This window comes from Pandoraea sp. XY-2 (assembly GCF_004193915.1).
Taxonomy (GTDB): domain Bacteria; phylum Pseudomonadota; class Gammaproteobacteria; order Burkholderiales; family Burkholderiaceae; genus Pandoraea; species Pandoraea cepalis.
Window position 1 is genome coordinate 391012 of sequence record NZ_CP030849.1, and the last position, 25631, is coordinate 416642.

General features: G+C 64.6%; 19 protein-coding genes, 4 pseudogenes and 1 riboswitch. Of the genes and pseudogenes, 9 read left to right on the forward strand and 14 right to left on the reverse strand.

What is annotated here, in order from left to right; translation table 11 throughout:
* A complete protein-coding gene (locus DRB87_RS01705) occupies window positions 1-1098 on the forward strand; it encodes a saccharopine dehydrogenase family protein (protein ID WP_130024629.1) in 1098 nt (365 codons plus the stop codon).
* 92 nt (window positions 1099-1190) lie between these two features.
* Here the strand turns inward: DRB87_RS01705 and DRB87_RS01710 are convergent, their stop codons facing one another.
* The 4 genes and pseudogenes from DRB87_RS01710 to DRB87_RS01725 all read right to left on the reverse strand — a co-directional run bounded on the left by DRB87_RS01710 (window position 1191) and on the right by DRB87_RS01725 (window position 6437).
* Complete coding sequence (locus tag DRB87_RS01710; RefSeq protein WP_130024630.1) at window positions 1191-2267, reverse strand: porin; 1077 nt, start codon at window positions 2265-2267, stop codon at window positions 1191-1193.
* Between the two features lie 99 nt (window positions 2268-2366).
* A complete protein-coding gene (locus tag DRB87_RS01715) occupies window positions 2367-3437 on the reverse strand; it encodes an ABC transporter ATP-binding protein (RefSeq protein WP_130024631.1) in 1071 nt (356 codons plus the stop codon).
* Window positions 3430-5192, reverse strand: a pseudogene (locus DRB87_RS01720) (ABC transporter permease). Before DRB87_RS01720 ends, DRB87_RS01715 begins: the two are co-directional and overlap by 8 nt.
* A 168-nt stretch (window positions 5193-5360) precedes the next feature.
* Complete coding sequence (locus DRB87_RS01725) at window positions 5361-6437, reverse strand: ABC transporter substrate-binding protein (RefSeq protein ID WP_370363915.1); 1077 nt, start codon at window positions 6435-6437, stop codon at window positions 5361-5363.
* A gap of 170 nt (window positions 6438-6607) precedes the next feature.
* Here DRB87_RS01725 and DRB87_RS01730 point away from each other — a divergent pair, with 170 nt between their 5' ends.
* The 3 genes and pseudogenes from DRB87_RS01730 to DRB87_RS01740 all read left to right on the forward strand — a co-directional run.
* The gene (locus DRB87_RS01730; protein WP_130024633.1) at window positions 6608-7297 is read left to right on the forward strand and encodes a response regulator; all 690 of its coding nucleotides are present in this window, start codon (window positions 6608-6610) and stop codon (window positions 7295-7297) included.
* A gap of 24 nt (window positions 7298-7321) precedes the next feature.
* The gene (locus DRB87_RS01735) at window positions 7322-8764 is read left to right on the forward strand and encodes a sensor histidine kinase (RefSeq protein WP_130024634.1); all 1443 of its coding nucleotides are present in this window, start codon (window positions 7322-7324) and stop codon (window positions 8762-8764) included.
* 115 nt (window positions 8765-8879) lie between these two features.
* Window positions 8880-10037: pseudogene (locus tag DRB87_RS01740) on the forward strand (cysteine desulfurase family protein); the annotation flags it as partial.
* Window positions 10038-10086: 49 nt separating this feature from the next.
* Here DRB87_RS01740 and DRB87_RS01745 read toward each other — a convergent pair.
* The gene (locus DRB87_RS01745; protein WP_130024636.1) at window positions 10087-10311 is read right to left on the reverse strand and encodes a hypothetical protein; all 225 of its coding nucleotides are present in this window, start codon (window positions 10309-10311) and stop codon (window positions 10087-10089) included.
* 114 nt (window positions 10312-10425) lie between these two features.
* A riboswitch (Fluoride riboswitch) is annotated at window positions 10426-10504 on the forward strand.
* A gap of 105 nt (window positions 10505-10609) precedes the next feature.
* On the opposite strand from DRB87_RS01745, the pseudogene DRB87_RS01750 reads away from it, so the two are divergent.
* A pseudogene (locus tag DRB87_RS01750) lies at window positions 10610-11946 on the forward strand (voltage-gated chloride channel family protein).
* On the opposite strand, the gene DRB87_RS01755 reads toward DRB87_RS01750, so the two are convergent.
* The gene (locus tag DRB87_RS01755) at window positions 11943-12893 is read right to left on the reverse strand and encodes a DUF72 domain-containing protein (RefSeq protein WP_130024637.1); all 951 of its coding nucleotides are present in this window, start codon (window positions 12891-12893) and stop codon (window positions 11943-11945) included. The pseudogene DRB87_RS01750 and the gene DRB87_RS01755 overlap by 4 nt on opposite strands.
* Window positions 12894-13070: 177 nt before the next feature.
* Here DRB87_RS01755 and DRB87_RS01760 point away from each other — a divergent pair, with 177 nt between their 5' ends.
* From DRB87_RS01760 to DRB87_RS24070, 4 genes are all read left to right on the forward strand, one after another.
* Window positions 13071-15179 carry an ATP-dependent helicase gene (locus DRB87_RS01760; RefSeq protein ID WP_130024638.1) on the forward strand — a complete coding sequence of 703 codons (2109 nt, stop codon included), beginning with the start codon at window positions 13071-13073 and terminating at the stop codon, window positions 15177-15179.
* Window positions 15180-15289: 110 nt separating this feature from the next.
* Complete coding sequence (locus DRB87_RS01765) at window positions 15290-16081, forward strand: DUF4239 domain-containing protein (RefSeq protein WP_130024639.1); 792 nt, start codon at window positions 15290-15292, stop codon at window positions 16079-16081.
* Window positions 16082-16147: 66 nt separating this feature from the next.
* Window positions 16148-16429, forward strand: coding sequence for a DUF1653 domain-containing protein (locus tag DRB87_RS01770; protein ID WP_130024640.1), 282 nt, complete (start codon window positions 16148-16150; stop codon window positions 16427-16429).
* A 217-nt stretch (window positions 16430-16646) separates the two neighbouring features.
* Window positions 16647-16817 carry a DUF6726 family protein gene (locus DRB87_RS24070; protein WP_315973487.1) on the forward strand — a complete coding sequence of 57 codons (171 nt, stop codon included), beginning with the start codon at window positions 16647-16649 and terminating at the stop codon, window positions 16815-16817.
* 280 nt (window positions 16818-17097) lie between these two features.
* Here the strand turns inward: DRB87_RS24070 and DRB87_RS01780 are convergent, their stop codons facing one another.
* The 8 genes and pseudogenes from DRB87_RS01780 to DRB87_RS01810 all read right to left on the reverse strand — a co-directional run bounded on the left by DRB87_RS01780 (window position 17098) and on the right by DRB87_RS01810 (window position 25493).
* Window positions 17098-17892, reverse strand: a complete 795-nt coding sequence (locus DRB87_RS01780) for an alpha/beta hydrolase (protein ID WP_206100056.1) — start codon at window positions 17890-17892, stop codon at window positions 17098-17100.
* Entirely contained in the window at window positions 17817-18269 is a 453-nt protein-coding gene (locus tag DRB87_RS23195; RefSeq protein ID WP_206100057.1) for a hypothetical protein, read from the reverse strand. The genes DRB87_RS01780 and DRB87_RS23195 overlap by 76 nt, the downstream gene beginning before the upstream one ends.
* A gap of 157 nt (window positions 18270-18426) precedes the next feature.
* A pseudogene (locus DRB87_RS01785) lies at window positions 18427-19820 on the reverse strand (HdeD family acid-resistance protein).
* Window positions 19821-20036: 216 nt separating this feature from the next.
* Window positions 20037-21371, reverse strand: coding sequence for an argininosuccinate synthase (gene argG / locus DRB87_RS01790; protein WP_130024642.1), 1335 nt, complete (start codon window positions 21369-21371; stop codon window positions 20037-20039).
* Window positions 21372-21483: 112 nt separating this feature from the next.
* On the reverse strand, window positions 21484-22380 hold the full coding sequence (locus DRB87_RS01795) for a LysR family transcriptional regulator (RefSeq protein WP_130024643.1): 897 nt from the start codon (window positions 22378-22380) through the stop codon (window positions 21484-21486).
* 105 nt (window positions 22381-22485) lie between these two features.
* Window positions 22486-23334, reverse strand: coding sequence for a DMT family transporter (locus DRB87_RS01800; protein ID WP_130024644.1), 849 nt, complete (start codon window positions 23332-23334; stop codon window positions 22486-22488).
* Window positions 23335-23812: 478 nt separating this feature from the next.
* Window positions 23813-24787: a pyridoxamine 5'-phosphate oxidase family protein gene (locus DRB87_RS01805; protein WP_240756141.1), complete on the reverse strand. Its 975-nt coding sequence runs from the start codon at window positions 24785-24787 to the stop codon at window positions 23813-23815.
* A 16-nt stretch (window positions 24788-24803) separates the two neighbouring features.
* Entirely contained in the window at window positions 24804-25493 is a 690-nt protein-coding gene (locus DRB87_RS01810; protein ID WP_130024645.1) for a glutathione S-transferase family protein, read from the reverse strand.
* Window positions 25494-25631: the final 138 nt, after the last annotated feature.

Genomic DNA, 25631 nt, shown 5'->3' on the forward strand with positions numbered 1-25631 from the left:
ATGAAGAAGATCGCCTTGCTTGGCGCGGGACACATCGGCCAGACCATTGCGCGCCTGTTGCACGATAGCGGCGACTATCGGGTGACGGTTTTCGACCGCAATGCACAGGCGGCGACGGTGGTGCGCGACTATGCCCATGCGTTCGTCGAATTGACCGACTGCGACGCTGGCACGCTGCAACAGGCCATCTCGGGGCACGACGCCGTCGTCAACGCGCTGCCCTACACCATGGCCACGAGCGCCGCGACCGCCGCGGTCGCAGCAGGGTGCCACTACTTCGATCTGACCGAGGACGTGGCGGCGACGCACGCGATTCAGCAACTGGCCGAGGGCGCATCGACCGTGTTGATGCCGCAATGCGGCTTGGCCCCGGGCTTCATCGCCATCGCGGCACATCATCTCGCGGCCACCTTCGAACAGGTCGACTCCGTGAAGATGCGCGTCGGCGCGTTGCCGGCATTCCCCACCAATTCGCTGAAGTACAACCTGACGTGGAGCGTCGACGGGCTCATCAACGAGTACTGCCAGCCGTGCGAAGCGATTCGCGACGGGGTCAGGCTGAGCGTTCAGCCTCTGGAAGATCTGGAACACTTCTCACTGGATGGCGTGGAGTACGAAGCGTTCAACACGTCGGGCGGATTGGGAACGTTATGCGAAACCCTCAGCGGACGCGTGCGCGATCTCGATTACAAGTCCGTGCGCTATCCGGGCCACGGGGCGTTAATGAAGGTGCTGCTCAACGAACTGCGCCTGAAGGACGATCAGGAATCCATCAAGCGCATTCTCCGGCGCGCGGTGCCGAGCACGCTACAGGACGTGGTGCTGATCTTCGTGGTGGTGAGCGGTCTGCGCGGCGGGGTGCTGACGCAGGAAGTCTTTGCGCGGAAAATCTTCGCCGAGCGCAACAACGGCCACAGCGCCAGCGCGATTCAGATCACCACGGCATCGGCTATCTGCGCGGCGCTCGACATGTTCTTCGGTGGGCAGTTGCCGCAGCGCGGCTTTGTGCGTCAGGAACAGATTGCCCTGTCGGATTTCCTGGCCAATCGGTTCGGCCAGGTCTACGCACACTCGACGCATATCGAATCCCTCTCCTGACGCAAGAGAGGGATCGCCTCACGAAAAAAATGGCGACGACCCGGCAAGCGGCTTACCCGCCACTGGCGCCGGGCCGTCGTTGAGGAAAAGCGTTAGAAGCGATGCTGGATGCCGGCGGTGACGCCGACCTGCGTATCGGCCGCACCGGTCAGGTCGCGCGACAGGCTCACGTTCTGACCATGTTTGGCGAACGCGTAACCGCCAGACAGGTACAGCGCGGTGCGCTTGGACATCGCGTATTGCGCGCGCAGCGAGATCAGCGTCGGATCCGCGTCGCTCGCATCCTTGATGTTCTGATGGTAGATCGCGCCGTACAACGTAAATGCCGGCGTGAAGTCGTAGGACCCGCCCAGCCAGTACATGTCGCTGCGCAGCGATGCGGTGCCTGCCGTCACAAACGTCTTCTTGTAGTTCCGGTAGCCCGCCATCACTTTCGCATGACCCAATCGGTAGCTCGCGCCGGCATGAATTCCCTGGATGTAGTCGGTCGTGTCGGCCGGCGCGACGCTGCTGCCCGCGCCGTTCTGCCGGTCGTACGTGGCGACGAGCGCAAGCGGGCCGCTCTCGTAGCCGACAGCGAAGTCGTACTTCGATGAGGTCTTCGTACTGCCGGCCACATTGCCGAAGCCATACAACGCGCCGAACTTGAACCCGTTGAAATTGCCGTCGTATCGCACGGCGTTGGCCGAGCGCGAGAACAGTCCGTCCTTGCGTGCGCCGGTGGCCGTGGCACTGGTTGCCCACGAGTAGTTCGGCGCGTAGCCCATCGGATCGAACTGAAGCATGTAGTCGTACGTCGACGTGAACGTACGACCGAGCGTGACCTGGCCCCATTGCTTGTGCTTGAGCCCAACCACCGCACGACGATCGAAGATCGCGCCGGGGCCATCGTCGAACTGACCGTTGACGAGGCTGATGCCGCTCTCGAGCTGGAAGATGGCCTTGAGGTCGCCGCCAAGGTCTTCGCTGCCCTTGAAGCCGAAGCGCGACGTATTCTTGCCGCCGGAAACGGCGCGTGCCGCGCCACCGGCGTCGCTGGCGTGATTCACATATTCCACCCCGGCGTCCATGATCCCGTAGATCGTCACGTTCGATGCCGCTTGCGCCAGGCCGGCATTGAGCATGCCAAATGCGCTCAACGCGGCCAGGCCGATACTGCTTCGTTTCATTGTTGTCTCCTCTCTTATGTTTCTCGTGGTGTTGCGCGGGAGAGCGCCCGCGCGTCGCGTGAAAAGCAGGGGGCGCGCCGACGCGGCGGCGTGCCCGTGTCAGGCTTGCGCCTGCGCGAAGGCCCAACAATCGTTCGCCGGAAATTCCACCCAGTGATGGCCAGGCTCGCGTGCCACCTGGCCGAACGCCCGGAAGCGCAGCGATCCGCAATGGAACAGGTACTCCCAGCGGTCGCCGAGATACATCGACGTGACGAGCTGTGCGCTCACGCGGTTTTGGCCCGGGCCGTCCGCCACCTGTACGCGCTCCAGGCGAATGACAGCCTGCGCGTCCTGTCCCGGTGCGAGCGTGTCGCGCGCCCGGGCTTGCAGGGCGAAGCCATCGCCCGCGAGGGTGACGAGATCGCCGTCGACGGCGCTCACCGTCGCATCGATCCGGTTGTTGCTTCCCATGAATTCCGCCGTGTACAGCGAGCGCGGCGCGCCGTAAAGTTCGGCGGGCGAGCCTTCCTGCTCGATGCGTCCGTTGCGCAGCAGCAGGATGCGATCCGACATCGCCATGGCCTCTGTCTGATCGTGCGTAACGCACAGCGCCGACAAGCCGAGCGAGACGATCAGCTCGCGCAGCCACGCACGCGCTTCTTCGCGCAACTTGGCGTCGAGGTTCGAGAGCGGCTCGTCGAGCAGAATGACGGGCGGGTTATAGACCAGCGCGCGCGCAATCGCCACACGTTGCTGCTGACCGCCCGAGAGCTGGAACGGAAAGCGCGCTGCCAGATGACCGAGACCGAGCTGGTCGAGTGCGTTCTGCACGCGCTCGCGCCGCTCCGCCGCACCGACCTTGCGCAGCTTCAGGCCGTAACCGACGTTGTCGGCGACGGTGCGATGCGGCCACAGCGCGTACGACTGGAACACCAGGCCGAGCGAGCGTTGCTCGACAGGGCAGTCGATGCCCAGAGCGCCATCGAAGAAGACCTGATCGTCGAGGGCGATGCGGCCTTGCGACGGCTGTTCGAGCCCGGCCACCGCGCGCAGCAATGTGGTCTTGCCGCTGCCCGACGCGCCGAGCAGGCACACGACTTCACCGGCCTTGAGCTCGAACGACACGCCCTTGAGGATGGGGTTGGCGCCGTAGCTCAGGAAGAGGTTGTCGACGATGAGCTTATCCATGCAATTTGACTCCGAAGCGCAACGCCACGCCCAGACCGGCGCCGACCATCGCGATGTTGATGACAGAGAGCGCGGCGACCTGATCGACCGCGCCGGTCGCCCACAGCGACACGAGCAGCGAGCCGATGACTTCCGTGCCGGGCGAGAGCAAATAGACGGCGGTCGAATACTCGCGCTCGAAGATCATGAAGATGAGCAACCACGCGGCGAGCAGACCGAAGCGCACGAGCGGTAGGGTGACGTCGAGGCTCACGCGGCTGCGCGTGGCGCCGACGCTGCGTCCGGCCTCCTCCAGCTCTGGCCCGACCTGGAGCAGCGCACTTTGGATCAGACGCATGCCGTAGGCGAGCCACACGACCGTATAGGCCACCCAGATGCTCCACATCGAATTCTTGAGTTCGCGCAGTCCGGGCACGAACAGAAAGATCCACAGGAAGGCCAGACCGGCGAGCAGACCCGGCACGGCGCGCGGCAGCAGCACGAGATAGTCGAGCAGCTTCGTGGCCCAGTCGTTGCGTCGGTGTCCGGCGAATGCCACGAGCGAGTAGAAGCCGACCGCGATGGCGCCGCCGATCACACCGATGCCCAGCGTGTTGAGGATGGCGCGCACCAGATTGTCTTGCTCGAAGAGTTCGGTGAAGTTTGCGAGCGTGAGCACATCGCTCAAGACCACGCCTTCGCCCCAATGCGTGACGAACGAGCGCAGCACGATGCCCGTGATCGGCACGAAGACCGTCACCAGCAGCCAGGCACCGACAATCGCCAGCGCGACCCAACGCCACACGCCCAGCGGCAGCACGGTCTGACGTCCCGCCTTGCCTTTGACTGTGACGTACTTGTTCGCGCGTTTGAGCAGGTGGCGTTGCAGCAGCACGAGCGGAAACGTGATCGCGACGATGCACATCGCCACCGCTGCCATCAGGTGATACGACGGCACACCGAGCTTGTTGGTGAGCTTGTACAGGTACGTCGCCAGCACGAGGTGACCTTCGGGATCGCCCAGCACGAGCGGCAGACCGAAGACCTCGAAGCCGAGGAAGAACACGAGCACGCCGGCGAAGAGCAGGGCGGGCAAGGTCATCGGCAAGCTAACGTCAAGTGCCACCCGGAACGGTCGTGCGCCTGCCACGCGGGCCGCTTCTTCTACGTCGGAGCCAAGATTGCGGAGTGCGGCCGATGAGTAGAGGTACACGTGCGGCACGTGCGTGAGCCCGACGATCACGGTGATCGCGAAGATCGAGTAAATCGACCAGGGGCGTCGAGGCCGGTGAGTTCGCGGAACCACACGGCGTAGAACCCGACGGGGCCGGCGGCCACGACGTAGCCGAAGGCGAGCACCATCGGCGAGACGAATACCGGCGTGAGCAGCAGCGGTTCGAGCCAGCGGCGGCCCGGCAGGTCGGTGCGGACCATGAGAAAGGCGAGAATGCCGCCGAGCGGGATCGAGATGAACAGCATCCCGAACGCGATGATGAATGAGTTCTTCACCGCCGACCAGAAGTCGGGATCGGCGAAGACGAAGCGGTAACTGTCGATGCCGAACGTGCGGTTGGCATCGAAGAATGGGGCCGAGAGCAGGCTCTGCACGACGATGAACGACAACGGCAGCAGCACGGCGAGGGTGAGCACGGCGATGACCAGCCAGCGCGAAGTGGCCGCGAGCGCGCGCCAGGGCTTCGCGACGTTAGGTGCCGCCCCGGCAGCGGGACGACCCGCAGGCATCGCAGAGCGCTCAGCGGTAGAAGATGACAGCATGAGGGTCTCCCTGCACCCCGCGGGGCGCATATCGAGAAAGGCTTGGGGAGAGGCAGGCCGCCGATGCGGCCGCCGGACTTAAGGGTGTTGCCGGTGACGCGATGACCGCGGGGCGGGGGCGCCCCGTCGGCTCAAGTCAGTCATGAAGCGCATGCGACGGCGTGCCGCTCAGCGCTTGATGGACTGCTGCCAGCGCTTGAGGAATTCAAGACGCTTGGACTGATCGAGATAGACAAGCAAGCCCGCACCGATCGGAATCGGTTTGAGCGCCGAGCCGAGTTGTTGCGTGAGGTTCGCCATCGACGTCTCGCCGTCGACGTCCGCTCGAATCGAGAACAGGTTGGCCTGATTGGCGAGCAGGGTCTGGCCACGCTTCGAGAGCAGGTAGTCGACCCAGAGCCTGGCCGCGTTCGAATGCCTGGCCTTCTTCGAAATCATGACGAGACGGCTCACCACCTGCGTGTAATCGCGCGGATAAACGTAGCCGATGGACGGGTCCTTCTTCGCTTTGGCAAACGCGTACGAACCGAGGATGTTGTAGCCGATCAGGTTCTCGCCCGACGAGATGCGCTCCATCATCGCGCCGGTGCTCGATTGCAGCTTCGGGTTGAGCGCGCCGAATGCGGCCACCAGTTCCCATGTGACCTCCGGGTTCACGCGGGCGTCCTGCGTCAGATAGTTAAAGCCCACGCCTGACTTCTCGATGTCGTAGGTCGTCACCTTGCCCTTGAACTTTGCCGGATTCGCGTGCAGCAGCTTGATCAGTTCCATGCGCGTCTGCGGCACTTCGTTCGCCGGCAACAAGCGCTTGTTGTAGACGATGGCGAGTGGCTCGTACGTCGTGCCGTAGGCCTGCTTCTGGTACTGCGCCCATTGCGGAATGTGAGTGGATTCCGGCGATTCGTAGCTCGCCGTCATGCCGTCGTTCACCAGCTTGACCTGGAGGTCCATCGCGGAACTCCAGAGCACGTCGGCGCTGGTACTGTCGGCCGCGCTCTCGCTGATGTAGCGGTTGTACAGCTCGGTGCTGTTCATGTCGTTGTATTCGACCTTCACACCGTACAGCGACTCGAAGTCCTTGATGAGCGGACGCACGAGCGCCGTATCCGTCACCGAATACACGATGAGCTTGCCTTCCTTCCTGGCCGCGTCGATCGTGGCCTGATAGTTCGCCGGATAGCCTGCGGGCACCTGCGCATGGGCTGCGGGCATGGCGGCTGCGAAGAGCGCTGCGGTCGCGACCATCGCGCCAAGCGATTGCTGTTGCTTCATGTCATCCTCCGGAAGACCCCTTGAATGGGTTTGTCGTTTTCGTGTGGCGCATGGTAATTTGCCGAAACTTTCAATTCGCTTTCGATTTCGTATCGAAGCGGGCCCAAGCCCCCTTTTTTGGGTCATGGATTTCCCTAGGTCTCATGCGCATCCTGCTTGTCGAAGACAATCCGAGTCTGGCCAAATCGCTCTCCGAGGCGTTGACGCAGGCGCACTTCGCCGTCGATTGCATGCACGACGGCGAGGCTGCCGACCACGTGTTGCGCACGCAGGAGTATTCGCTCGTGATTCTCGATCTGGGGCTGCCGCGTCTGGATGGCCTCGAAATTCTGCGACGACTGCGTGCGCGCCGTAACCGCGTACCCGTGCTGATTCTCACGGCGCACGGCTCGCTAGAGGATCGCGTGAAGGGCCTCAACCTCGGGGCCGACGATTATCTTTCGAAACCGTTCGAACTCGATGAGCTGGAAGCACGCGCTCGCGCGTTGATCCGTCGTGCCCAGCATCACGAGAGCGCCGATGTGGCGTGCGGACCGCTGGTGTTCGACGGCGTCGAGCGCAGCTTCCGTCTCGACGGCGAACTGCTGGCGCTCACCAAGCGCGAGCGAGCCGTGCTCGAAGTGCTGATCGTGCGTGGCGGACGTGCGATCAACAAGGAAGCGCTCTCGGAGAAGCTCTTCGGCATCGATGAATCCGTGAATCCGGACGCCATCGAAATTTACGTTTATCGCTTGAGAAAGAAGCTCGAAGGCAGCGGTGTGGCGATCGTCACGCTGCGCGGATTGGGCTATCTGCTCGAAGCGAAGGCGGGCGTGGCACCGCCTGCGGCCTGATCCGCGCGTCTGACGTCGCCCTGCATGTCGCAACCTAATCTTCGTCGCCAACTGGCGCTCTGGCTATTGTTCCCGCTGCTCGGGTTGCTCGCGCTTGACACCTGGCTGACCTATCAGCGCGCGATGAGAGCGGCCAATTCGGCGTTCGACCGGTCGCTGGAGTTTTCGATCAAGTCGATTCGCGAGGGCACGCAACTGATCGACGGTGAGGTGCAGGTCAATCTGCCGTACCTGGCGTTGGAGATGTTCGAATCGGATCGCGGCGGCAAGATCTATTACGTGATTCGTGAAGCGGGCGGCCGCGCGGTGACGGGTTATCACGACCTGCCGATGCCCCCCGTACGACTCGTGCCCGGGCCGTACCACGCGGTGTTCTACGACGCCACGTATCGCGGCGAGACGCTGCGCATGGGAGCGCTGCAACTGCCCGTGCATGACGTGCCGAACGCGCAGACGCGTGTCGTGTGGATCGTCGTGGGTGAGACGACGGAGTCTCGCCACGAACTGGCGCGTCAGATTCTTACGGGCGCGCTGCAGCAGGAGGTGCTGCTCGTTGTGTTGGCGCTTGCCATCGTCTGGCTGGGCGTGACGCGTGGGCTGCGGCCGCTGAATCGGCTGTCCGCCAAGGTGGCGGCGCGCGATGAAGACGACACGACACCGCTCGACAATGTCGATCTGCCGACCGAGGTCAAGCCGCTCGTCGAATCCATCAATCAGTATGTGGGCCGTGTGGGCCGCATGCAGGCCTCGCGGCAACGGTTTTTCGCCGACGCGGCGCACCAGTTGAAAACACCGCTCGCGATCATTCAGGCAGAGTCTGAACTCACACTCAGGGAATCGCTCAATGCCGGGGCGCGTGAGCGTGTGGAGCGACTCAACCATGCGGTGAAGCAGGCCGCGAAGAGCGTTCGGCAATTGCTGTCGCTGTCGCGTCTGGAGGCGGAAGGCGGCCCGCCGGTGGCGATGGTGCGGCTACGGCTGGACGATTTGGCGCGCAGCGTGGCCCTCGACTGGTCGCCGGTGGCGCGCTCGCGCGGGATCGATCTGGGCTTTGAGCATGACGGGCCGGTGCCGGTGGTGGCGCAGCGCGAGTTGCTGTCCGAGTTGTGCGGCAATCTCATAGATAACGCCATTCGTTATGCCGGCGACGGTGCTGTCATCACGGTGCGCACCTGGTGTGATGGCGATGTGCCGGTGCTGCAAGTCATCGACAACGGCCCCGGCATTCCCGAGTGCGAGCGTGAGGCGGTGTTCGAGCGTTTCTATCGCCGCGAGCACGATGGTTCGGCCCCGCAAGCGGTCCAGACTGCGGATGGTTCCGGGCTGGGACTCGCCATCGTCAGGGAAATCGTTCGGATGCATCGTGCCGATGTGTCGCTCGGCGATGCGCCCGGTGGCGGACTCGAGGTGACGGTGCGATTCCCAGCCAGCGACGGTGCTCAATCACGCCTGGAAGAAAATTCCTGATTTCGTTGAATTTTGGGAAGAAATTTGCCTGAATCGTCCGGCCAACGGGGGATTTCGCAAGCCTTTTCTCGTTCGCGGCGCGTACGATCGGTGCACTTTTTATCCGGGGCCGATCATGCGCGAGAGAGAACCACTCCATTACTTCGATTACGCGGCCACGACGCCGGCGGATGCCGCCGTGATTGCCGCCATGGCCGATTGTCTCGGGGTGGACGGCGTCTTCGGCAACCCGGCTTCGAGTTCGCATGCGGCGGGCGTGAGGGCGCGCCGTCTGGTGGAGCACTCGCGGGCCCAGGTGGCGGCGCTCATTGGGGCCGAGGCGGCCGAGATCGTGTGGACGTCCGGCGCGACCGAGTCGAACAATCTCGCCCTCAAAGGCTATGCGGAACGCGGGCAGTCGCGCGCACATTTCGTGACGAGCGCGCTTGAACACAAGGCGATTCTCGACACGATGGCGTGTCTGGCATCGCGCGGCGCATCCGTCACGTATCTGACGCCGTCGGCCACGGGCGAGATCACCGCCGATGCCGTGGCGGCGGCGCTGCGGCCCGACACCGGACTGGTGTCGGTCATGCTCGTCAATAACGAACTCGGCACGCTGACGGACGTGGCGGCCGTCGCGAAGGTGGTGCATGCGGCCGGGGCGTTGTTGCATGTCGATGCGGCGCAGGCGCTTGGCAAGACCCCCATCGACGTCAAGGCGATGGGCATCGACCTGATGTCGATGTCGGCGCACAAGGTCTACGGCCCCAAGGGTATCGGTGCCCTATACGTGCGCCAGGAGGTCATGACGCGCATCGCCCCGCAGATGCATGGCGGCGGTCACGAGCGAGGCCTGCGCTCCGGCACGCTGGCGACGCATCAGATCGTCGGCATGGGCACGGCATGCGAGCTTGCCATGCAGGCCATGACGACCGATAACGCGCGCATCGCGCAACTGAGTCGCCGCCTGCTCGATGGCGTACTGCGGCTCGACGGCATCGTGCACAACGCCGCGGCGGCGCAGCGTATCCCTCATACGTTGAGCCTGACGGTGCGGCATCCGGGTTTCGCCACCTTCATGCTCAACGGCAACCTGGCCGTGTCGTCGACGTCGGCCTGCAACTCGGCGTCGGGGCAGCCGTCTCACGTGCTGAGTGCCATGGGTCTCGACAACGACGCCGCGAGCCGCACGGTGCGTGTGAGCCTCGGGCGCTTTACGACCGAAGCGTCGGTCGATTTCGCGACGGCGTGCTTCGAGCGTGTCGTCGGTCAGTGCCGGGCATTGGCCGCCTGAGGGTAGGGATCGTACCGGTAGTGACGCGGGCGCAGCGCTCGGCGATTCAGTACGACCCTGTCGGCTGCGGCGGGTCACGGTGCCAGGCAGCGTCCCAATCGTTTTCACGCATGTAGGGCTCGACGTCGAGTTTGGCATTGCGCGCAAGGATCCGCTGCGCCGTGGGCGTTGCGCGACGCAACGCACGGGTGGCGTCGTTGAGATTGGCGATGATATCGGGCACTGCGGTGCCGGCTTTGACGACCGCCCGCTCGGGGTCGTAGCTGCCCATCAAGTGCAGGAAATCGGTCGCACGCTCGCCAAAGACTGCCGTGAATATCTCCGGCGTTTCGGCGCATCGAATGTCACGCGTTGTTAGGGCTTGCGCTTCCTGATAGCATGTCGGCTGCTTCACGGAGATGGCATACCTCCGGCGTTCGTTTCGCAAACCGCCCCTCCCCGGGGCTGATGATGCCTGCAAGATCCTGGCGTGCCGGGAGATTGCGGGTTATGCGCGCGAGCGTTTCTCTCATTCTCGGCAGTGTTCAGGCAATTTGTCGACGGCGTCGCTCGTCCCCCTGTTGGACACCATGAAGATGTTTCAAGACTCTCCCTTGCGCGACTTGTTCGGCGTGTTGCCGCGCGCGGCACGCGCCAGTTCGCTCGCGGCGCTCGTCGGCATCATGGCCGGCAGTGCGTCGGCCCTGTTTCTTGTCGCGCTGGATCTCGCGACCGAGACCCGCTTGGTCCACCCTGGCTGGTCGGGTTGCTGCCTGTGGCCGGCTTCGCAGTGGGCTGGCTCTATCTGCGGCTCGGCGCGAGCGTCGAAGCCGGCAACAATCTGCTGATCGACGAGATTCACGATCCGCGGCGTGTCGTGCCGTTGCGCATGGCGCCGCTGGTGTTGTTCGGCACGGTTGTCACGCATCTGGTCGGCGGGTCCGCCGGGCGCGAGGGCACGGCCGTGCAGATGGGCGGCGCGCTGGCCGACCAGCTCACGCATGTCTTCCGTCTGTCCGGTGAGCAGCGTCGTGTGCTGCTGATGTCGGGCATCGCCGCAGGCTTCGCCTCGGTTTTCGGCACGCCGCTCGCCGGCGCCGTGTTCGGCCTGGAGGTGCTCGCCATCGGACGCCTGCGCTACGACGCCCTGTTGCCGTGCCTCGTCGCGGCGCTCGTGGGCGATGCTGTTACGCGCGCCTGGGGCGTGCATCACACCGCGTACACGATTGCGCCGGGCGCGTTCGCCGCGTCGATGTCGATCACCGGGGCGCTGAGTGCCGCCGCCGCTGGGGTGTTGTGCGGACTCGCCGGGATGGCGTTCGCACAGGCGACGCACGCCACGTCGGCCTACATGAAGCGGCGTATCGCCTACGCCCCGCTGCGCCCATTCGCCGGCGGGCTGCTGGTCGCCGTGGCGGCCACAGTGCTGGGCACGCCGCAGTACCTCGGGTTGGGCATCCCGACCATCGTCGACGCGTTTCATACGTCGTTGCCGTGGTATGACTTCCTCGGCAAGGCGGTCTTCACCGTCGTCACGCTCGGCTCGGGCTTCAAGGGCGGGGAAGTCACGCCGCTGTTCTATATCGGCGCGACGCTGGGCAACGCGTTATCGCATGTGTTGACGTTGCCGGCGGCGGTGCTCGCGGGCGTCGGTTTTGTCGCCGTGTTCGCGGGCGCGGCCAACACGCCCATCGCCTCGACGTTGATGGCCATCGAAATCTTCGGCCCGCAGATCGGCGGCTATGCCGCGATTGCGTGCGTACTGGCGTATCTGTGCTCGGGGCACACGGGCATCTATCGCGCACAACGCGTCGGGTCCGGCAAGCACGGTGCCGTACCGGAGGGCGCGCGACTCGGCGACCTGCCCGCATGGCGCAAGTCGCTCAAGGCAAGCGCCCGGCCGACCGACGACGCGCAGCACCCCTAAAGGTTGCCGCTCGCAAGCGTCGTGAGCGTGCGCGCGAACGCCGACGCGTTCTTCATCCCCTGATCTTCGTGGTTCGTATTGAAGAGGACGTGCGTGTCGTCGACGGTCGCGGCCAGTCGCTGGACGCGCGCCGAGATGTCGATCAACTCGCTCGCGCTGTACTCGTAGACGAAGCGTCCCGAGGAGGCGGCGACGCCCCGTCGGTTCCAGGCGGCGGCATTGCGGCCATGCAGGCGGACGACGCACAGATCGTCGCGCGTTGTCGCCCAGACCGCAGGCACGGTGTTGTCGAATCCGCCGGGGCTGTCGACGATGGTGTGGGCCGCCCCTGTCTCGCGCAACATGGCCAGCGTGGCGGCTTCGCGCGACGGCGTGTCGAACCAGCTACGGTGACGAAACTCGACGGCGTGCCGTTCGCCATCGAGCCGACGCGCGGTCTCGAAGACCTGCGCGCGCCCTGCGCGGTCGTTCTGCACGCGCGGGGAGAACTGGAAGTGAATGGCCGCCAGTCTCCCGCACTGACGCAACGGCTCGATGGCTTCGAGATAGCGTCGCCAGAGTTCGTCGCGAAGTTCCGCGGGGAGGTCGTGCGGCGCGAGCGATCCAAGCGACGCAAGCGGGCCATCTGGCCCTGCGCTTGCGTCGTCCCCCGCACCCAGCGCCTGCGCGATATCGCGCGGCAGTGCCGCGCGCGGCGTCGTATGGCCGGTGAACGCCCGAAATGCCTTGATGTGAAAGCGAAACGACGGGGGCGTGCGTTGCGTCCAGCGCCATGCCATGGCGGCGTCGGGCAGCCGGTAGTAGCTGCTGTCGACCTCGACCAGATCGAACTGCGACGCGTAATGACGCAACCGCGCCTCGGGCGTATCGACGCCCGGCGGGTAGAACCGTCCGCACGCAATGAGCGTCGGATCGGTCCAGGACGAGGTGCCGGTACGAATCGTCATGAGGTAGATAAGTGGGCCGTCAGACGGGCGACAGCCGGAATTCGTCCCAATTTCCGAACGGGTTCCGAGGAGGCTCGATGGGCGTCGAAGCCATCGTTATAATGTATAAATATACAGTACTCGATGAGCGTACTTGCGGGCCACGGCCTGCATTTTCATGGCGCTCCCAGACCTCGCATGTCCGAACAGACGACCGCCCCTGCCCGCGATCCGTGGGCCGAACTCAACGACCGCCAGCGCGAAGCCGTCGACTACGGTGTCGGTGTCGGTGTCGGTGTCGGTGTCGGTGACGATGGCGCGCCCGGCGGGCCATTGCTCGTCATCGCCGGCGCCGGCTCGGGCAAGACCAGTACGCTTGCGCATCGCGTCGCCAACCTCATCGTGCGCGGGGCCGACCCCAACCGTATCTTGCTGCTCACGTTCTCGCGTCGCGCCGCCGGCGAAATGGAGCGACGCGTGGGCGCGGTGCTGCAAAAGGTGCTGGGGCTGGCGTCGTCGCAACCGCCGTCGCTACCGTGGGCCGGCACGTTTCACGCCATTGGCGCTCGCATTCTGCGCGATGTGGCAACGCGCATCGGCCTGTCGGAAGCGTTCACCATTCACGACCGCAGCGATGCCGAGGATTTGCTGGGCCTTGCGCGCCACGACCTCGGCTTGTCCGCCACGCAGTCGCGCTTCCCGCTCAAGGGCACATGCCTCTCGATCTATTCGCGCGTAGTGAACAGTCAGGCACCGCTTGCGGAAGTGCTCGCGAAGCACTTCCCATGGTGCGCGCAATGGGAGGCGCAGCTCAAGACGCTCTTCGGTGCCTACGTCGACGCGAAGCAAGCGCAGCACGTTCTCGATTACGACGATCTGCTGCTGTACTGGGCCGAGACGATGAGCGCGCCGGAACTCGCGCGCGAACTGGGCGAGCGCTTCGACCACGTGCTCGTCGACGAATACCAGGACACCAATCGGCTGCAGGCGCAGATCCTGCTCGCGATGAAACCCGACGGGCGCGGCCTCACCGTCGTGGGGGACGATGCGCAGTCGATTTATGCGTTCCGCGCGGCCACCATCCGAAACATCCTCGACTTTCCCGGGCAATTTGCCGAGCCCGCCCATGTCGTCACGCTCGAGCGGAATTACCGTTCGACACAACCGATTCTCGATGCGTCCAATGCCGTCATCGCCGAGTCGAACGAGCGCTACGCGAAGGCATTGTGGACCGATCGGCAATCGACGCATCTGCCGCAACTCGTCAATGTGAGCGACGAGTCGGGACAGGCCCGCTGGGTCGCGGATCAGGTGCTCGCCCAACGTGAGACCGGCACCCGATTGATGCAGCAGGCGGTGCTGTTCCGCACCGGTAGCCATAGCGCGGCGTTGGAACTGGAACTCACACGCCGCAATATCCCGTTCGTGAAATTCGGCGGCTTGAAGTTTCTCGAAGCGGCGCACGTCAAGGATATGTTGTCGATCCTGCGTTGGGCGCACAACCCGGCCAGCCGGTTGTCGGGGTTTCGTGTGGCTCAGTTGATCCCCGGCATCGGGCCCGTGAGCGCGACGCGTTTGCTCGACGCCATGTCAGCCTCCGCCGCGCCCGCGCAGGTGCTCGCGGGCTTCAAGCCGCCGTCGGCGGCCGCTGCCGATTGGCGCGCGTTCGTCGACGTCTTCATCGCGTTGCACGACACGCGGCTGTCGTGGCCGGCCGATGTCGATTTGGCGCTGCGCTGGTATGCGCCGCTGCTGACACAACGCTTCGACGACGCGGCCGTGCGCCAGGCGGACCTCGAACAGCTCGCCCGCATTGCGGGCACGTATGGGTCGCGTGAGCAGTTTCTGACCGAGCTGACCCTCGATCCTCCCGACGCCACGAGTGCGCAATCCGGCCCGCCGTTGCTCGACGAGGACTACCTGATTCTGTCGACGATCCACAGTGCGAAAGGGCAAGAGTGGCGCTCGGTCTATGTGCTCAACGTCGTCGACGGCTGCATTCCGTCCGACATGAGCACGGGCGACGACGAGGACATCGAGGAAGAGCGTCGGCTCTTGTATGTGGCGATGACGCGCGCGAAGGAATCGCTGCAACTGGTCGTGCCGCAGCGGTTTTATGTGCATCAGCAAACGGGAATGGGCGATCGCCACGTGTACGGCACGCGCAGCCGTTTCGTCTCCGACACGATGTTGCCGCTGTACGAAATTCTCCCGAAGCCGCGCGAGGGCGAGGTGCCGCGAAGGCCGGTGGGCGACGTGACCGTGCATATCGATGTCGCTCGCAAGCTTCGTAACGCGTGGTCTTGAGGCCGTATTGCGCGCATCAGGTATAGTCGCCGCATCGGCGGCGGTGCAGGGCTTACCGTCGCCTTGAAAGTTTCGCAAAGCTTTGTCGAGACGGATGCGGGGGAACGCGAATGCAATGGGTGGTGAACCACATGACGTTGATGCCGACGGGGCTGTTGCTCGTCAGCATGGCCATCGGCACGGCGCTGCTCGCCGTGGTCGTCGCGTGGCTGGCGCGTGTCTGGCTGTTCGATCGATTGGCCGATCCGTCAGAGGTGCGCGGCACGGTATCCGATGTCGTCCACGGTAGCCTGCTCGCGTTCATCGTTTTCGTGCTCGCCCATGTGTTGACCGACGTGCGTGCCAACCTCGGCCATGCGGACGATCAGGCGCTGCGCGAGGCGTCGGTGGTCCGACGTCTCGATCGAGAACTCAAGGCGGTTGGCGACAGCGATGCACAGGCGGCGCGCGTATTGCTGCGCAGCTACGTGACGTCCGCCGTCACCGACGAATGGAAGACGTTGAGCACCGCCGACCCGGATCTGTCGCCCGTGACCGAAGCGGCATTGACGGCGTTTGTCGGGGCTACGCGCCGGGTGGTCGCGAAACACGAGGACAGCGCCAGTTCGATCCGGACCTTGCTCGATCGGCTGGAAGAGGCCCGTCAAGGACGTTTCGAAAACTCGACGAAAACCGTGCCCGACGTGTTCTGGTGGGTCATCGCGCTCTTCATGCTGGCGGCGATGGCGATGAACGGCCGGTATCCGGGCTCGTGGAAAAGCCATTTCATCATCGCGATCCACATGGGCGCGATCGGGATGGTGATCGCGTTGATCGTCAACCTCGATGAGCCGTTCCGTGGCGCTTCGGGCATCTCGCCTGCGCCGCTCGCAAAATCGGTAGGGATCGCGGTGCCGCGCTGACGCGGAACTTCAGCGAGCATTTTTTGCCGGACCGTATCCGGTTGTGGTCAGCAGGAGAAGAGAACGATGGTATCGAATGTGTCCGCGTCGTCGGCGGAATCCACGCCGGAAATCGAGGCGTTCCGCCCGGGTGTCTACCGTCACTACAAAGGCAATTGTTATCTCGCGCTAGGCGTCGCCCGCGCCGATGAGACCGATGAGCCGGTGGTCGTCTATACGCGGCTGTACCCGCGCGAAGGGCTACCCATGAGCACCCGTCTGTTGCGCATCTGGAATGAACCGGTGGAGACGGACAGCGGTCCGGTGCCGCGCTTCACATACATCGGCCACACGACGCCTGCTGCCTGAGCCACGTCGCCTCGCTCGCTTTGCGACGCCCGCGGCAAATCACATGAACGACTGGCCTTCCGCCCTTATCAGGACACCCCCTAATGACGCTGCGCCCCCGATGCCCCATCCCACCATTGACGCTTCGCGCTCCCGCCCGGTAACGGTCGACGGGCAATCGCTCCGCACGCCCGACGTGGGGGACGCGACATTGGCGTCGAAACCCGCCCCGCGCAATCTGCGCCGGTGGTGGGCCTTGTTCGCGATTCTTCCGTTCGTGACGTCGGTGTCAGGGTGTGGATTGATGGCTGCCCCCTGCCGGGTGGCGTCGGCGGGGCTGAAGATCATTCCGGGCGTGGGGGGCGTGCTGGCCACGCCGACGGACGCGTGTGCGGCCGCTATCGACTGAGCGCGCTGGGGCATGACCGCGCCGGACGGTCGAGCGAATTCCGGCCGCAGAAAAAAAGAAAGCCCGCGAATGGCGGGCTTAATCCATATCAGGAGGAGACATGGAGGAGACGAGTTCAGTATAGGACGCCGTGCTGCGACGCACCATATGTAATTTTACGTAGTTACCCGCATGTTGCATTTATGCAACGCAAAATAACAACAATAAAATCAGCTACTTACAGTTGCTCTCCATAAGTCTTTCCACCTTCCCGACTCAAAACTTCGAGGCATCCCTCTAATTATTGTGCGTGCGCACCCTTTCTTGTCGACATGAGGTCGAGGACGAAGGGCACCGAATCGCGCAGCGAGGGATTGACGGTCGCATCGTGATCGAGCCCTTCGTACGTACGCACCACGGTGGTGGTCCCAGCTTGGGCCACATCGCGCGCAAATGCTTGTTGCATGATGACCGGCACGTCGATGTCGTTCATGCCCATGCCGATGAACACCGGATGCTTGATGTGCAGCGTCGGGTAGCGCAGTGACGGCGTCTGGTTGTCGAGCAGCTGCTGGATATCCGGCTGCATGCTGTTGCCCGCATTCAGGCCGGCGGCCGTGGAGCGATCGGTCAGTTCGTCGATGCAAAGCGTGCGGGCTTCGTTCAGCACAGGCAACGCCTGCGGTGAGAAGTAGCGCGACGCCTGCATCGTCGGATCGCGGTCGGCCGCCGACAGGAACAGGTACATCGCGTACGGAATCTTCGGATCCGGCGCGCCCGGATCGGGTTGGCTTGCGAACAGCATGGCGGCCGACGTCTGCGCGTTGAAATACGGCGTGCCCGTGAGCACGGTTGCAATCACTTTGACGTCCGGCGCGTATTGCGGCTGATAACCGGCGGCCGAGAACGCCGCGTGCGCGCCCTGCGATTGCCCGACGAGGACGACGCGGTTCTGCAACGGGAAGACGCTGCGTGCAGCCAGCAGGCTGTCGAGCACGCTGTAGGCTTGCGCACGCGAATTCAGATAATGGTGCAGCCCGGGCGAGCCCAGACCCGCGTAATCGGGGCCACGATCGCGAAGCCGAGCGAGAGCCACGTGCCCAGATATTGCATGTCGCGCTGGCTGCGCACGTTGAGCGACGGCGCGCACGCGCTGGCGACGCCCACCGTGCCGTGTGCCCACACAACGACCGGCCAGCCACCGGGCGGTGTCGGTCCTTTGGGAAGGAAGACGGCACCCGTGTCTTCTCGCGCTTCAATGCCACCCACGCCATCGATGGAGCTATAACGAATGCGGAATTGCTCGCCGGCCTCGGGCAAGCCGTGGTCGGCATCGAGCGGCTGCCGGTCGACGATGGCACCGTGCGGAAGGGTGGCGGGCGCGGTTTCGGGCGTGATCGCGTGGGCCGCGCGGCCGATGACCAGACTGGCAAACAGGGCGGCGCTGATAAAGCGCCACAGGCGATGGAACATGCTGAACTGTCCTCGTATTGAGTTGTGCTTCTGAAGCATGCGTGAGTGAAGCTCACGCGTCGCCCGCGGACCTGCTGCCACTGCCTTGCGTCGTACCCATGACGTTACGCCGTCGCCATTCAGATGTCTCGGGCGTTTCCGTGTTCCGTCGGCCATGCTACGGCCGATTTTCCTGCGCTTGTGCGACGCTCGCCTGATCGGCGGCCTCCCGCCACGCGCGACGCGCCCGGCGCATGCGCCGCAGCGCGAGCGACGACATCGTGATCCAGCCAAACGGACGCGGATCGACGAGCATGCTCACGGCACGCGCGTAATCGAGCACCAGACCCGGCGTCCACGCCATCGTCTCGGCTCGCTTGCGCAGTTGCGCGGCGACCCACAGCTCGGGCGTGAGCCACAGGCGCACGAAGGTCCACCACCCGGCATCCGCCCCGCCGGGCAGTTGACCCACGCGGCCTTCGATCGCGGCCTCGAGCGCCTTGGCCACACTGCTCGAGCAGTTGCGGTGCGTGAGGTTATACGTGGCGTTCTGACGGTAAGCCTGCCAGAACGTGCCTAGCTGACGCGGGCTGTAATTGCGAATGCGCACCTTGACGGTGGACGCACACCAGGCCTTCGATTCCGTTGCATAGTCCGGCTGGAACACACCGGGGACGTCATTCTCGCGCGTGGCGCGCAGCAGTTGCCCGAATTGATCCGGAGAACGGTCGATTTCCTTGGCGGGATACAGACTCACATACACGCCTTCGTGACTCTCCAGCGCGGCGTGACCCGTCGAGATCACGCCATTCCCGTCGACGGCGGCGATATAACGATCGATGACCGGGTGACGGCGCGCTGGGGCCTTGGACGAGCCCGATGGTGTCCAGACGTGCACCGTCAACGCGGGTTCGCCGTCGGCGGGCGGGCCCTCCCAGCGCGGTGCGCGGGGACGATTCTTCCACAAGCCGCGTTTGTCGCTGGGGCTGCCGAGAATCTGCTCGACGCGGAAGTCGCGGCGCAGGCGCCGCGCGCGCATGGCGAGGACCAGTAAGTTCCACCCGGTGAACGCGAGCCCCAGCCCGATGGCGTAGGGCAAGGTGCCCTTGTAGTGCGTCGGATACGGCTGATAGAAGAAGATCGCCACGGCAATCTCGACCAATCCCCCGCCGTCGCCCAGCCCCAGCGCGGATACCGCACGACATAGGCCGCCACGCATTGCAGCAGTCCATCGGCGAGGAATAACGTACCGAACAGCATCGACAGCCAGAAGTTACCGTGCTGTTGATGAAAGAAGAGCACCAGCAACGCGGCGAGGGTGAAGGTGCCGCCTTTGAGTCCGCGCACGATGCGCTGGCCACCGACGCCGATGCTGACAATGGCCAGCGTCGCCAGGCCTTCGAGCAGCAGCAGCCAGGCGAACACGTTGAGCGGGAAGTGCACCACGCCGTCGAGGGCATCGACGATCAGCGCCAGCCCGAAAGCGAAGAAAATCGCCCCGATCCAGATCAGGGCGAGGGCGCGGCGGCGCAAGTAATCGACGCCGAGCAACAGCAATATCAAGCGTACCAACGCAGGGTCTCCATCGCATGCGCCTGTCCGCGAGACGGGACACGGCGCGCACCCCGAATGCGTGAGGATTGGGGATGTGGCTGATTTTGACGCTATCTTAGCGCGTGAACCGTGACAGACCAAAAACAAAGGCGGCGCGCTCCTTTCAGGGCGCGCCGCCTGTTGTGGCGGGCGATACTCGCAGCGCCCCGAAAGGCAACGCGAGCGTTGGCCGACTCAGTCCTTCTTGCTTTCGAGCTGCGGCAGGGCGTCGTCGCTCGATGCGGTGAGCAGACCGGCCTTGGCGTAGGTCATGAGCTTCTCGCGCGTATCGACGATGTCGAGCGTGCGCATCGTGAGCTGGCCGATACGGTCGAGCGGCGTGAACACCGAGTCGCCCTTTTCCATCGTCAGGCGCTCGGGCTTGTACGTCAGGTTCTGCGACGTCGTGTTGAGCAGCGAGTAATCGTTGCCGCGACGCAGCTCGACGGTCACTTCGCCGGTCACGGCACGTGCCACCCAACGCTGTGCCGACTCGCGCAGCATGATGGCTTGCGGGTCGAACCAGCGGCCCTGATACAGCAGACGGCCCAGGCGGCGGCCATTCTCGCGATATTGCTCGATGGTGTCTTCGTTGTGGATGCCGGTGACCAGGCGCTCGTACGCGATGAACAGCAGCGCGAGGCCCGGGGCTTCATAGATGCCACGGCTCTTGGCTTCGATGATGCGGTTCTCGATCTGATCGCTCATGCCCAGACCGTGACGGCCGCCGATGCGATTGGCTTCCTCGAACAACTCGACGGCGCTCGCGAACGTCTTGCCATTGAGCGCCACCGGCTGGCCTTCTTCGAAACGCACGGTGACTTCTTCGGCCTTGATCGCGCAGTCGTCGCGCCAGAACGGCACGCCCATGATCGGCTGCACGATCTTGATGCCCGAATTCAGATGCTCGAGGTCCTTGGCTTCGTGCGTCGCCCCGAGCATGTTCGAGTCCGTCGAATAGGCCTTCTCGACCGACATCTTGTAATCGAAGCCGTTGGCGATCAGGAATTCCGACATTTCCTTGCGGCCGCCCAGTTCATCGATGAACGTCTGGTCGAGCCACGGCTTGTAGATTTGCAGGCCCGGGTTGGTCAAGAGACCGTAGCGGTAAAAGCGCTCGATGTCATTGCCCTTGTATGTGCTGCCATCACCCCAGATGTTGACGTCATCTTCCTTCATTGCCGCGACGAGCATCGTGCCCGTGACGGCGCGGCCGATCGGCGTGGTGTTGAAGTACGTGACGCCGGCGGTCGAGATGTGGAACGCGCCCGATTGCAGGGCGGCGATGCCCTCGGCCACGAGTTGCGCACGGCAGTCGATCAGACGGGCGTTCTCGGCGCCGTAACCCATGGCGCGGCGCGGGATTTCGTCATAGTCCGGTTCGTCCGGCTGACCCAGATTGGCCGTGTAAGCGTACGGAATCGCGCCCTTTTGGCGCATCCAAAGCAGCGCAGCGCTGGTGTCGAGACCGCCCGAAAAGGCGATGCCGACTCGTTGTCCCGTGGGAATGTGTTGCAGAATCGTGGTCATCGGCGTGGAAAAGCTGGGTTTTTAACCTGTCAAGTATCCCTGTCCGGGCTATGGATGGTCAAGTCTGACGGCCGATTCCCGTGCGTCGGGACGCCAAACATCGCCCAAAGGGTCACCACTGAGTACCGGCCACGCTGCATGCGGACGACAGGAAATCGGAAAACGCGCGAATCACGAGCGATGCCTGACGATGCTGCGGATAGACCACGTGGATCGCCGACGGGGCGGGTGCGAACGTGTCGAGGACCGTGACCAGCCGCCCGCTCAGCAAGGCGGGCGCGACAATGAACACCGGAAGCCACGTGATGCCGAGCCCGGCCACGGCGGCGTCGCGCGCCAGTTCGCCGTTGTTCACGCGCAGGCGCCCGGTCACCGGAATCTCGACCGGATGACCGTCTCGCGTGTAAGTCCAACTCACGCGCTGGCTATGCCCATAGGGCAGCAGGGCGTGCTCGCGCAGCGCTTCCGGCGTTTGCGGCGCATCGTGCGCCTCCAGATACCGCGGGCTGGCGCAGGTCACCATGCGCATGGGCGCGACCGCCCGGCCGATCAGCGACGAATCGGCCAGTGCACCGATGCGCACCGCCACATCGTAGCCTTCGCCGATGATGTCGACGGTGCGGTCGTTGAGTTCCAGTTCGATGGTGACGTCCGGATAGGTCGTGAGAAACGACGGGATGACCGATCCGAGAAACATCGTGCCGAATGACATGGGGGCGGAGACCCGGAGATTGCCACGCGGGCGCTCCGCTTGACTGCTCACGGCGAGGTTGGCCGCCTCCACGTCGTCGAGAATGCGCCGCGCGCGCTCGTAATAGACGCGGCCGAGGTCCGTGACTGCGAGTCTCCGCGTCGTCCGCAACAACAAACGTACGCCAAGCGCCTGCTCCAGCGACGAGATGCGGCGGCTCACGAACTGTTTCGACAGGCCGAGCTTCGCCGCCGCGCCGGTAAAGCTCATGGCATCGACCGCGGTGACGAAGATCCGCATGTCGTCGAGTAAATCCATCCGCAAGCTCCCAGTCATAAGAAGATCCAGGTGACAACGAGGGGATTCACCCCAGCATTGTCACCCGGTAGCCGACAATCTTAGCCGAGATGACGCGCGAGCGGCCTATCGAAGCGCCAATCGCAGTCCCAGCAGGATCGCGGCCGTGCCTGCGACGGCGAGCGCCGTGGGACGGTGGCCGAAGATGCCCCAGTCGAGCAGCGCCGTGACCACGGGCACCAGATAGAACAGGCTGGTGACGGTGACGAGATTGCCCGTGGCGATCATGCGGTAGAGCAGCAGCGTCGCGCCGACCGAAATCACGAGCGCCATATAGAGCAGCGGCAACCAGAAACCGAGCGACGCGTCGACGTGCCACGGTTGCGTGGGCACGACGAGCAACGCCAGCGCGAACCCGACCGCGTATTGCAGCGGCAGTACGTCGAGCGGCGTTTGTCGCGAGCCTTTTTGCGCGAGGGTACCAAGCGTCATGCACGCCAGCGCGGCCAGCGCCCACAGCGAGCCCGCCTCCGACAGTCGCGCCGACATCAGGCTTTGTGCGACGACCAGCGCAAGACCGGCCAGGGCGACGGCCAGCCCGGCGAGACGTTGCACGCTATGCGCCCGCTCCAGCGCCACGAGCGTGAGAATCGGCTGCACGCCCAGCACCGTGGCGAGCGCGCCGGGCGTGATGCCATGCGAGAGCGCCAGCAGGTACGCCGCCTGATAACCACCAATGAGCAGCACACCGGTGCCCGCCACTTGCCACCGGGTGTTCGCGGCCGGCCGCCATTGGCGGCGCGTCAGTGCGATGAGTGTGAGCGCAGCCAGCGCCACCCCCAGCCGAATGACAAGAAACGCAAACGCCGACGCATGCGCCAGCCCCCATTTGGCAGCCAGTGCGCCGCCGCTCCATAGCAGAACAAACAAGAGCGTGGCGCCGTGCCGGCGCCACGCGAGACCTTCTGATTGCATCGATCTTCCCCTGAACAGGATGTCCAGCCTGCCGGGGCGCCACGTCAGGGGAACCGGCTCAACGTTGCCGGTTCCCCTGACGCGATGTCGGCGCCGGTGCGACATGACAACGTGTCATGTCGCTCGACGCACGATGCGCGGACAGGCGGATCGAAACTGAAATTCGGATGAAAAGGAATTGAGCCGGGCGACGATCGCCCAGCGCGCCAACGGTGGCGTCAGGCCACGGCGCCGACGACTGCGACCGCAACCACCCCAGCGGGGGTGCCACGCCTGCAGGCGGGGGAGGCGCGACTGCCGCAAAACGTCCGCGCAGCCGTGAGCCCACCGCGCGTTGCGGCGGTGCTACGGCAAGTCGGAGGGACGTGTGAGCAGTCATGGATCGATGAGAAGAAAAGCGACGCCCGTCACTCGACGGGCGTGAACACACTTTACACGGTGCTTTTGAGGACGGCAAGCACGAGACCAACACATGACGTCACGCCGTTGGCCACGCGCCCGTGCGATCGACGCTCGGCGACGTCTCGCCATCGCGCCACGCGGCCGGCAGCGCACCATGCACGCGCCGAACCTCGCGCACCCGCATGCGCACAAGCCGCTGTGCGCCGGCGAAGCCGCTCGCCGTTTCGTCCTGCCAAAGAATTTCCGCGTCGCCTGCCACGTGCAGAAAGTCGCCCGACGCAAAGTCGACGAACACCAGTCCCGCCCTCGGATTGGCGTGCAGATTGCCCAGCGTGTTGTAGTAGGCGTTGCCACGGAAGTCGGGCCACGTCAGCGTGTTGGCATCGTCGACACGCACGAAGCCCGGCTTGCCGCCGCGATGCGAGACGTCCGTGCCGGCGCTGCGATCGGTCGCGCCGTCGCCCGCGTAATGCGTGGCGATGAAGAACGTGTCGGCGCTGGCGATCTGCCATTGCGCATCGTCGTCGAGCGATGTCTGCGGCGGCTCGGCAAGCGCCGGTGCGGCGTGCGCTTGCGGCGTGACGTCGCGTTTGTGGATGTATTGGGGGCAGTTGCCGAAGCTCTGCGCAACGCGAATCGCAAAGCCCTGCGCATCCGCGTCGACGACCTGTCCGTTCACACGATTGCGACGGCGTGTTGACGGCTCGAGCCCCAACACGCCCACCGGCGCGCCTGGCGTCACGGCGCCGTACAACGGATCGGTAGCGGGCGGCAAAGCATTCACTCGCAGCAACGTCGGGTCAGGCGCCTGGGCGAACCCTGGCGTGCCGCTTAACAGCGTTGCCCAGGGCTGCCCCCGCGCGTCGAGCGCACCCACGACCAGAAACGGCAACTGCGCGAAGAACTGACGATGTTGATCGGGCATCGCCGTGCGGATCACCCGCGCCCCGACATCCGCTATCGCTTCGCGCGAACCGGCCAGTGTCTGCACAGCGATTTCGCCTGCATGGAACGGCGACGTGGGCACGGACGATGATTCGGATGCATTCATGATGTCCTCCCGAGGCTCAGGCGGCGTTCAAGCCGCAAGCGCTCGACACCATTGGCACGAAGCGCGGCAGTGCGGCTACACGGGCCAACCACGCAAGCACGGCCGGATACGGTCCTAGCGAGACGTTGCCCTCGGGCGCATGCGCGAGATACGTGTAACACGCCACGTCGGCGATCGTCGGCGCGGCGCCCGCGAGAAACGGCGTCGCCTGCGGTGCCGACAGGTAGGCCTGCATGCGCGACAGGAGCAGTGTGGCGCGCTCGATCATGGCCGTGGCATCGATGGAACGCTTGAACACGACCACCACGCGCGCGGCCGCCGGCCCGAAGGCCAGATCGCCAGCGGCCACCGACAGCCAGCGCTGCACCGTGGCGGCCGTCACGGGGTTGCGGGGCAACCAGGTGCCCTGTATATCGTAACGGCTTGCGAGGTAGACGAGAATCGCATTCGAATCGGCGATCACCTGCCCGTCATCGTCGATGGCGGGTACTTGCCCGAACGGGTTGACGGCGAGAAACGCCGGTTGCTTGTGCTCGCCGGCCATGAGGTCGATGTCGATGGTCTCGTACGGCAGATCCAGCAGGTGCAGCATCAGTTCGACACGATGGCAATGGCCTGACAGCGCATGCCGATACAGGCGAATCGGACGTGTCGGGCGCAAGGACGGTACAGGCGAGGGGGCGTGCGTTTCGGCGGGGTGGGCCATGAAATGTCTCCGATGGTGAGCGAGGCCGCGTGAGTCCTGCTCTCAGGTGTGTCGCGCGATGGACCCATTCTCCATCAAGCCGATTTTTGGATAAATGCCGAAGAGTTGATTTGACTGCTCCAATATTCGGAGTAATGA

Excerpts from the sequence above, each read along its gene's own strand:
- DRB87_RS01745 (WP_130024636.1), bottom strand. The coding sequence starts at position 10,311 with ATGGGCAGCTACGACCCCGAGCGGGCGGTCGTCAAAGCCGGCACCGCA.
- DRB87_RS01795 (WP_130024643.1), bottom strand. The coding sequence starts at position 22,380 with ATGGATTTACTCGACGACATGCGGATCTTCGTCACCGCGGTCGATGCC.
- DRB87_RS01765 (WP_130024639.1), top strand. The coding sequence starts at position 15,290 with ATGCAATGGGTGGTGAACCACATGACGTTGATGCCGACGGGGCTGTTG.
- DRB87_RS01710 (WP_130024630.1), bottom strand. The coding sequence starts at position 2,267 with ATGAAACGAAGCAGTATCGGCCTGGCCGCGTTGAGCGCATTTGGCATG.
- DRB87_RS01705 (WP_130024629.1), top strand. The coding sequence starts at position 1 with ATGAAGAAGATCGCCTTGCTTGGCGCGGGACACATCGGCCAGACCATT.
- DRB87_RS01735 (WP_130024634.1), top strand. The coding sequence starts at position 7,322 with ATGTCGCAACCTAATCTTCGTCGCCAACTGGCGCTCTGGCTATTGTTC.
- DRB87_RS01770 (WP_130024640.1), top strand. The coding sequence starts at position 16,148 with ATGGTATCGAATGTGTCCGCGTCGTCGGCGGAATCCACGCCGGAAATC.
- DRB87_RS01760 (WP_130024638.1), top strand. The coding sequence starts at position 13,071 with ATGTCCGAACAGACGACCGCCCCTGCCCGCGATCCGTGGGCCGAACTC.
- DRB87_RS01715 (WP_130024631.1), bottom strand. The coding sequence starts at position 3,437 with ATGGATAAGCTCATCGTCGACAACCTCTTCCTGAGCTACGGCGCCAAC.
- DRB87_RS01725 (WP_370363915.1), bottom strand. The coding sequence starts at position 6,437 with ATGGTCGCGACCGCAGCGCTCTTCGCAGCCGCCATGCCCGCAGCCCAT.
- DRB87_RS01800 (WP_130024644.1), bottom strand. The coding sequence starts at position 23,334 with ATGCAATCAGAAGGTCTCGCGTGGCGCCGGCACGGCGCCACGCTCTTG.
- DRB87_RS01810 (WP_130024645.1), bottom strand. The coding sequence starts at position 25,493 with ATGGCCCACCCCGCCGAAACGCACGCCCCCTCGCCTGTACCGTCCTTG.
- argG (WP_130024642.1), bottom strand. The coding sequence starts at position 21,371 with ATGACCACGATTCTGCAACACATTCCCACGGGACAACGAGTCGGCATC.
- DRB87_RS23195 (WP_206100057.1), bottom strand. The coding sequence starts at position 18,269 with ATGTTCCATCGCCTGTGGCGCTTTATCAGCGCCGCCCTGTTTGCCAGT.
- DRB87_RS01805 (WP_240756141.1), bottom strand. The coding sequence starts at position 24,787 with ATGAATGCATCCGAATCATCGTCCGTGCCCACGTCGCCGTTCCATGCA.
- DRB87_RS01730 (WP_130024633.1), top strand. The coding sequence starts at position 6,608 with ATGCGCATCCTGCTTGTCGAAGACAATCCGAGTCTGGCCAAATCGCTC.
- DRB87_RS01755 (WP_130024637.1), bottom strand. The coding sequence starts at position 12,893 with ATGACGATTCGTACCGGCACCTCGTCCTGGACCGATCCGACGCTCATT.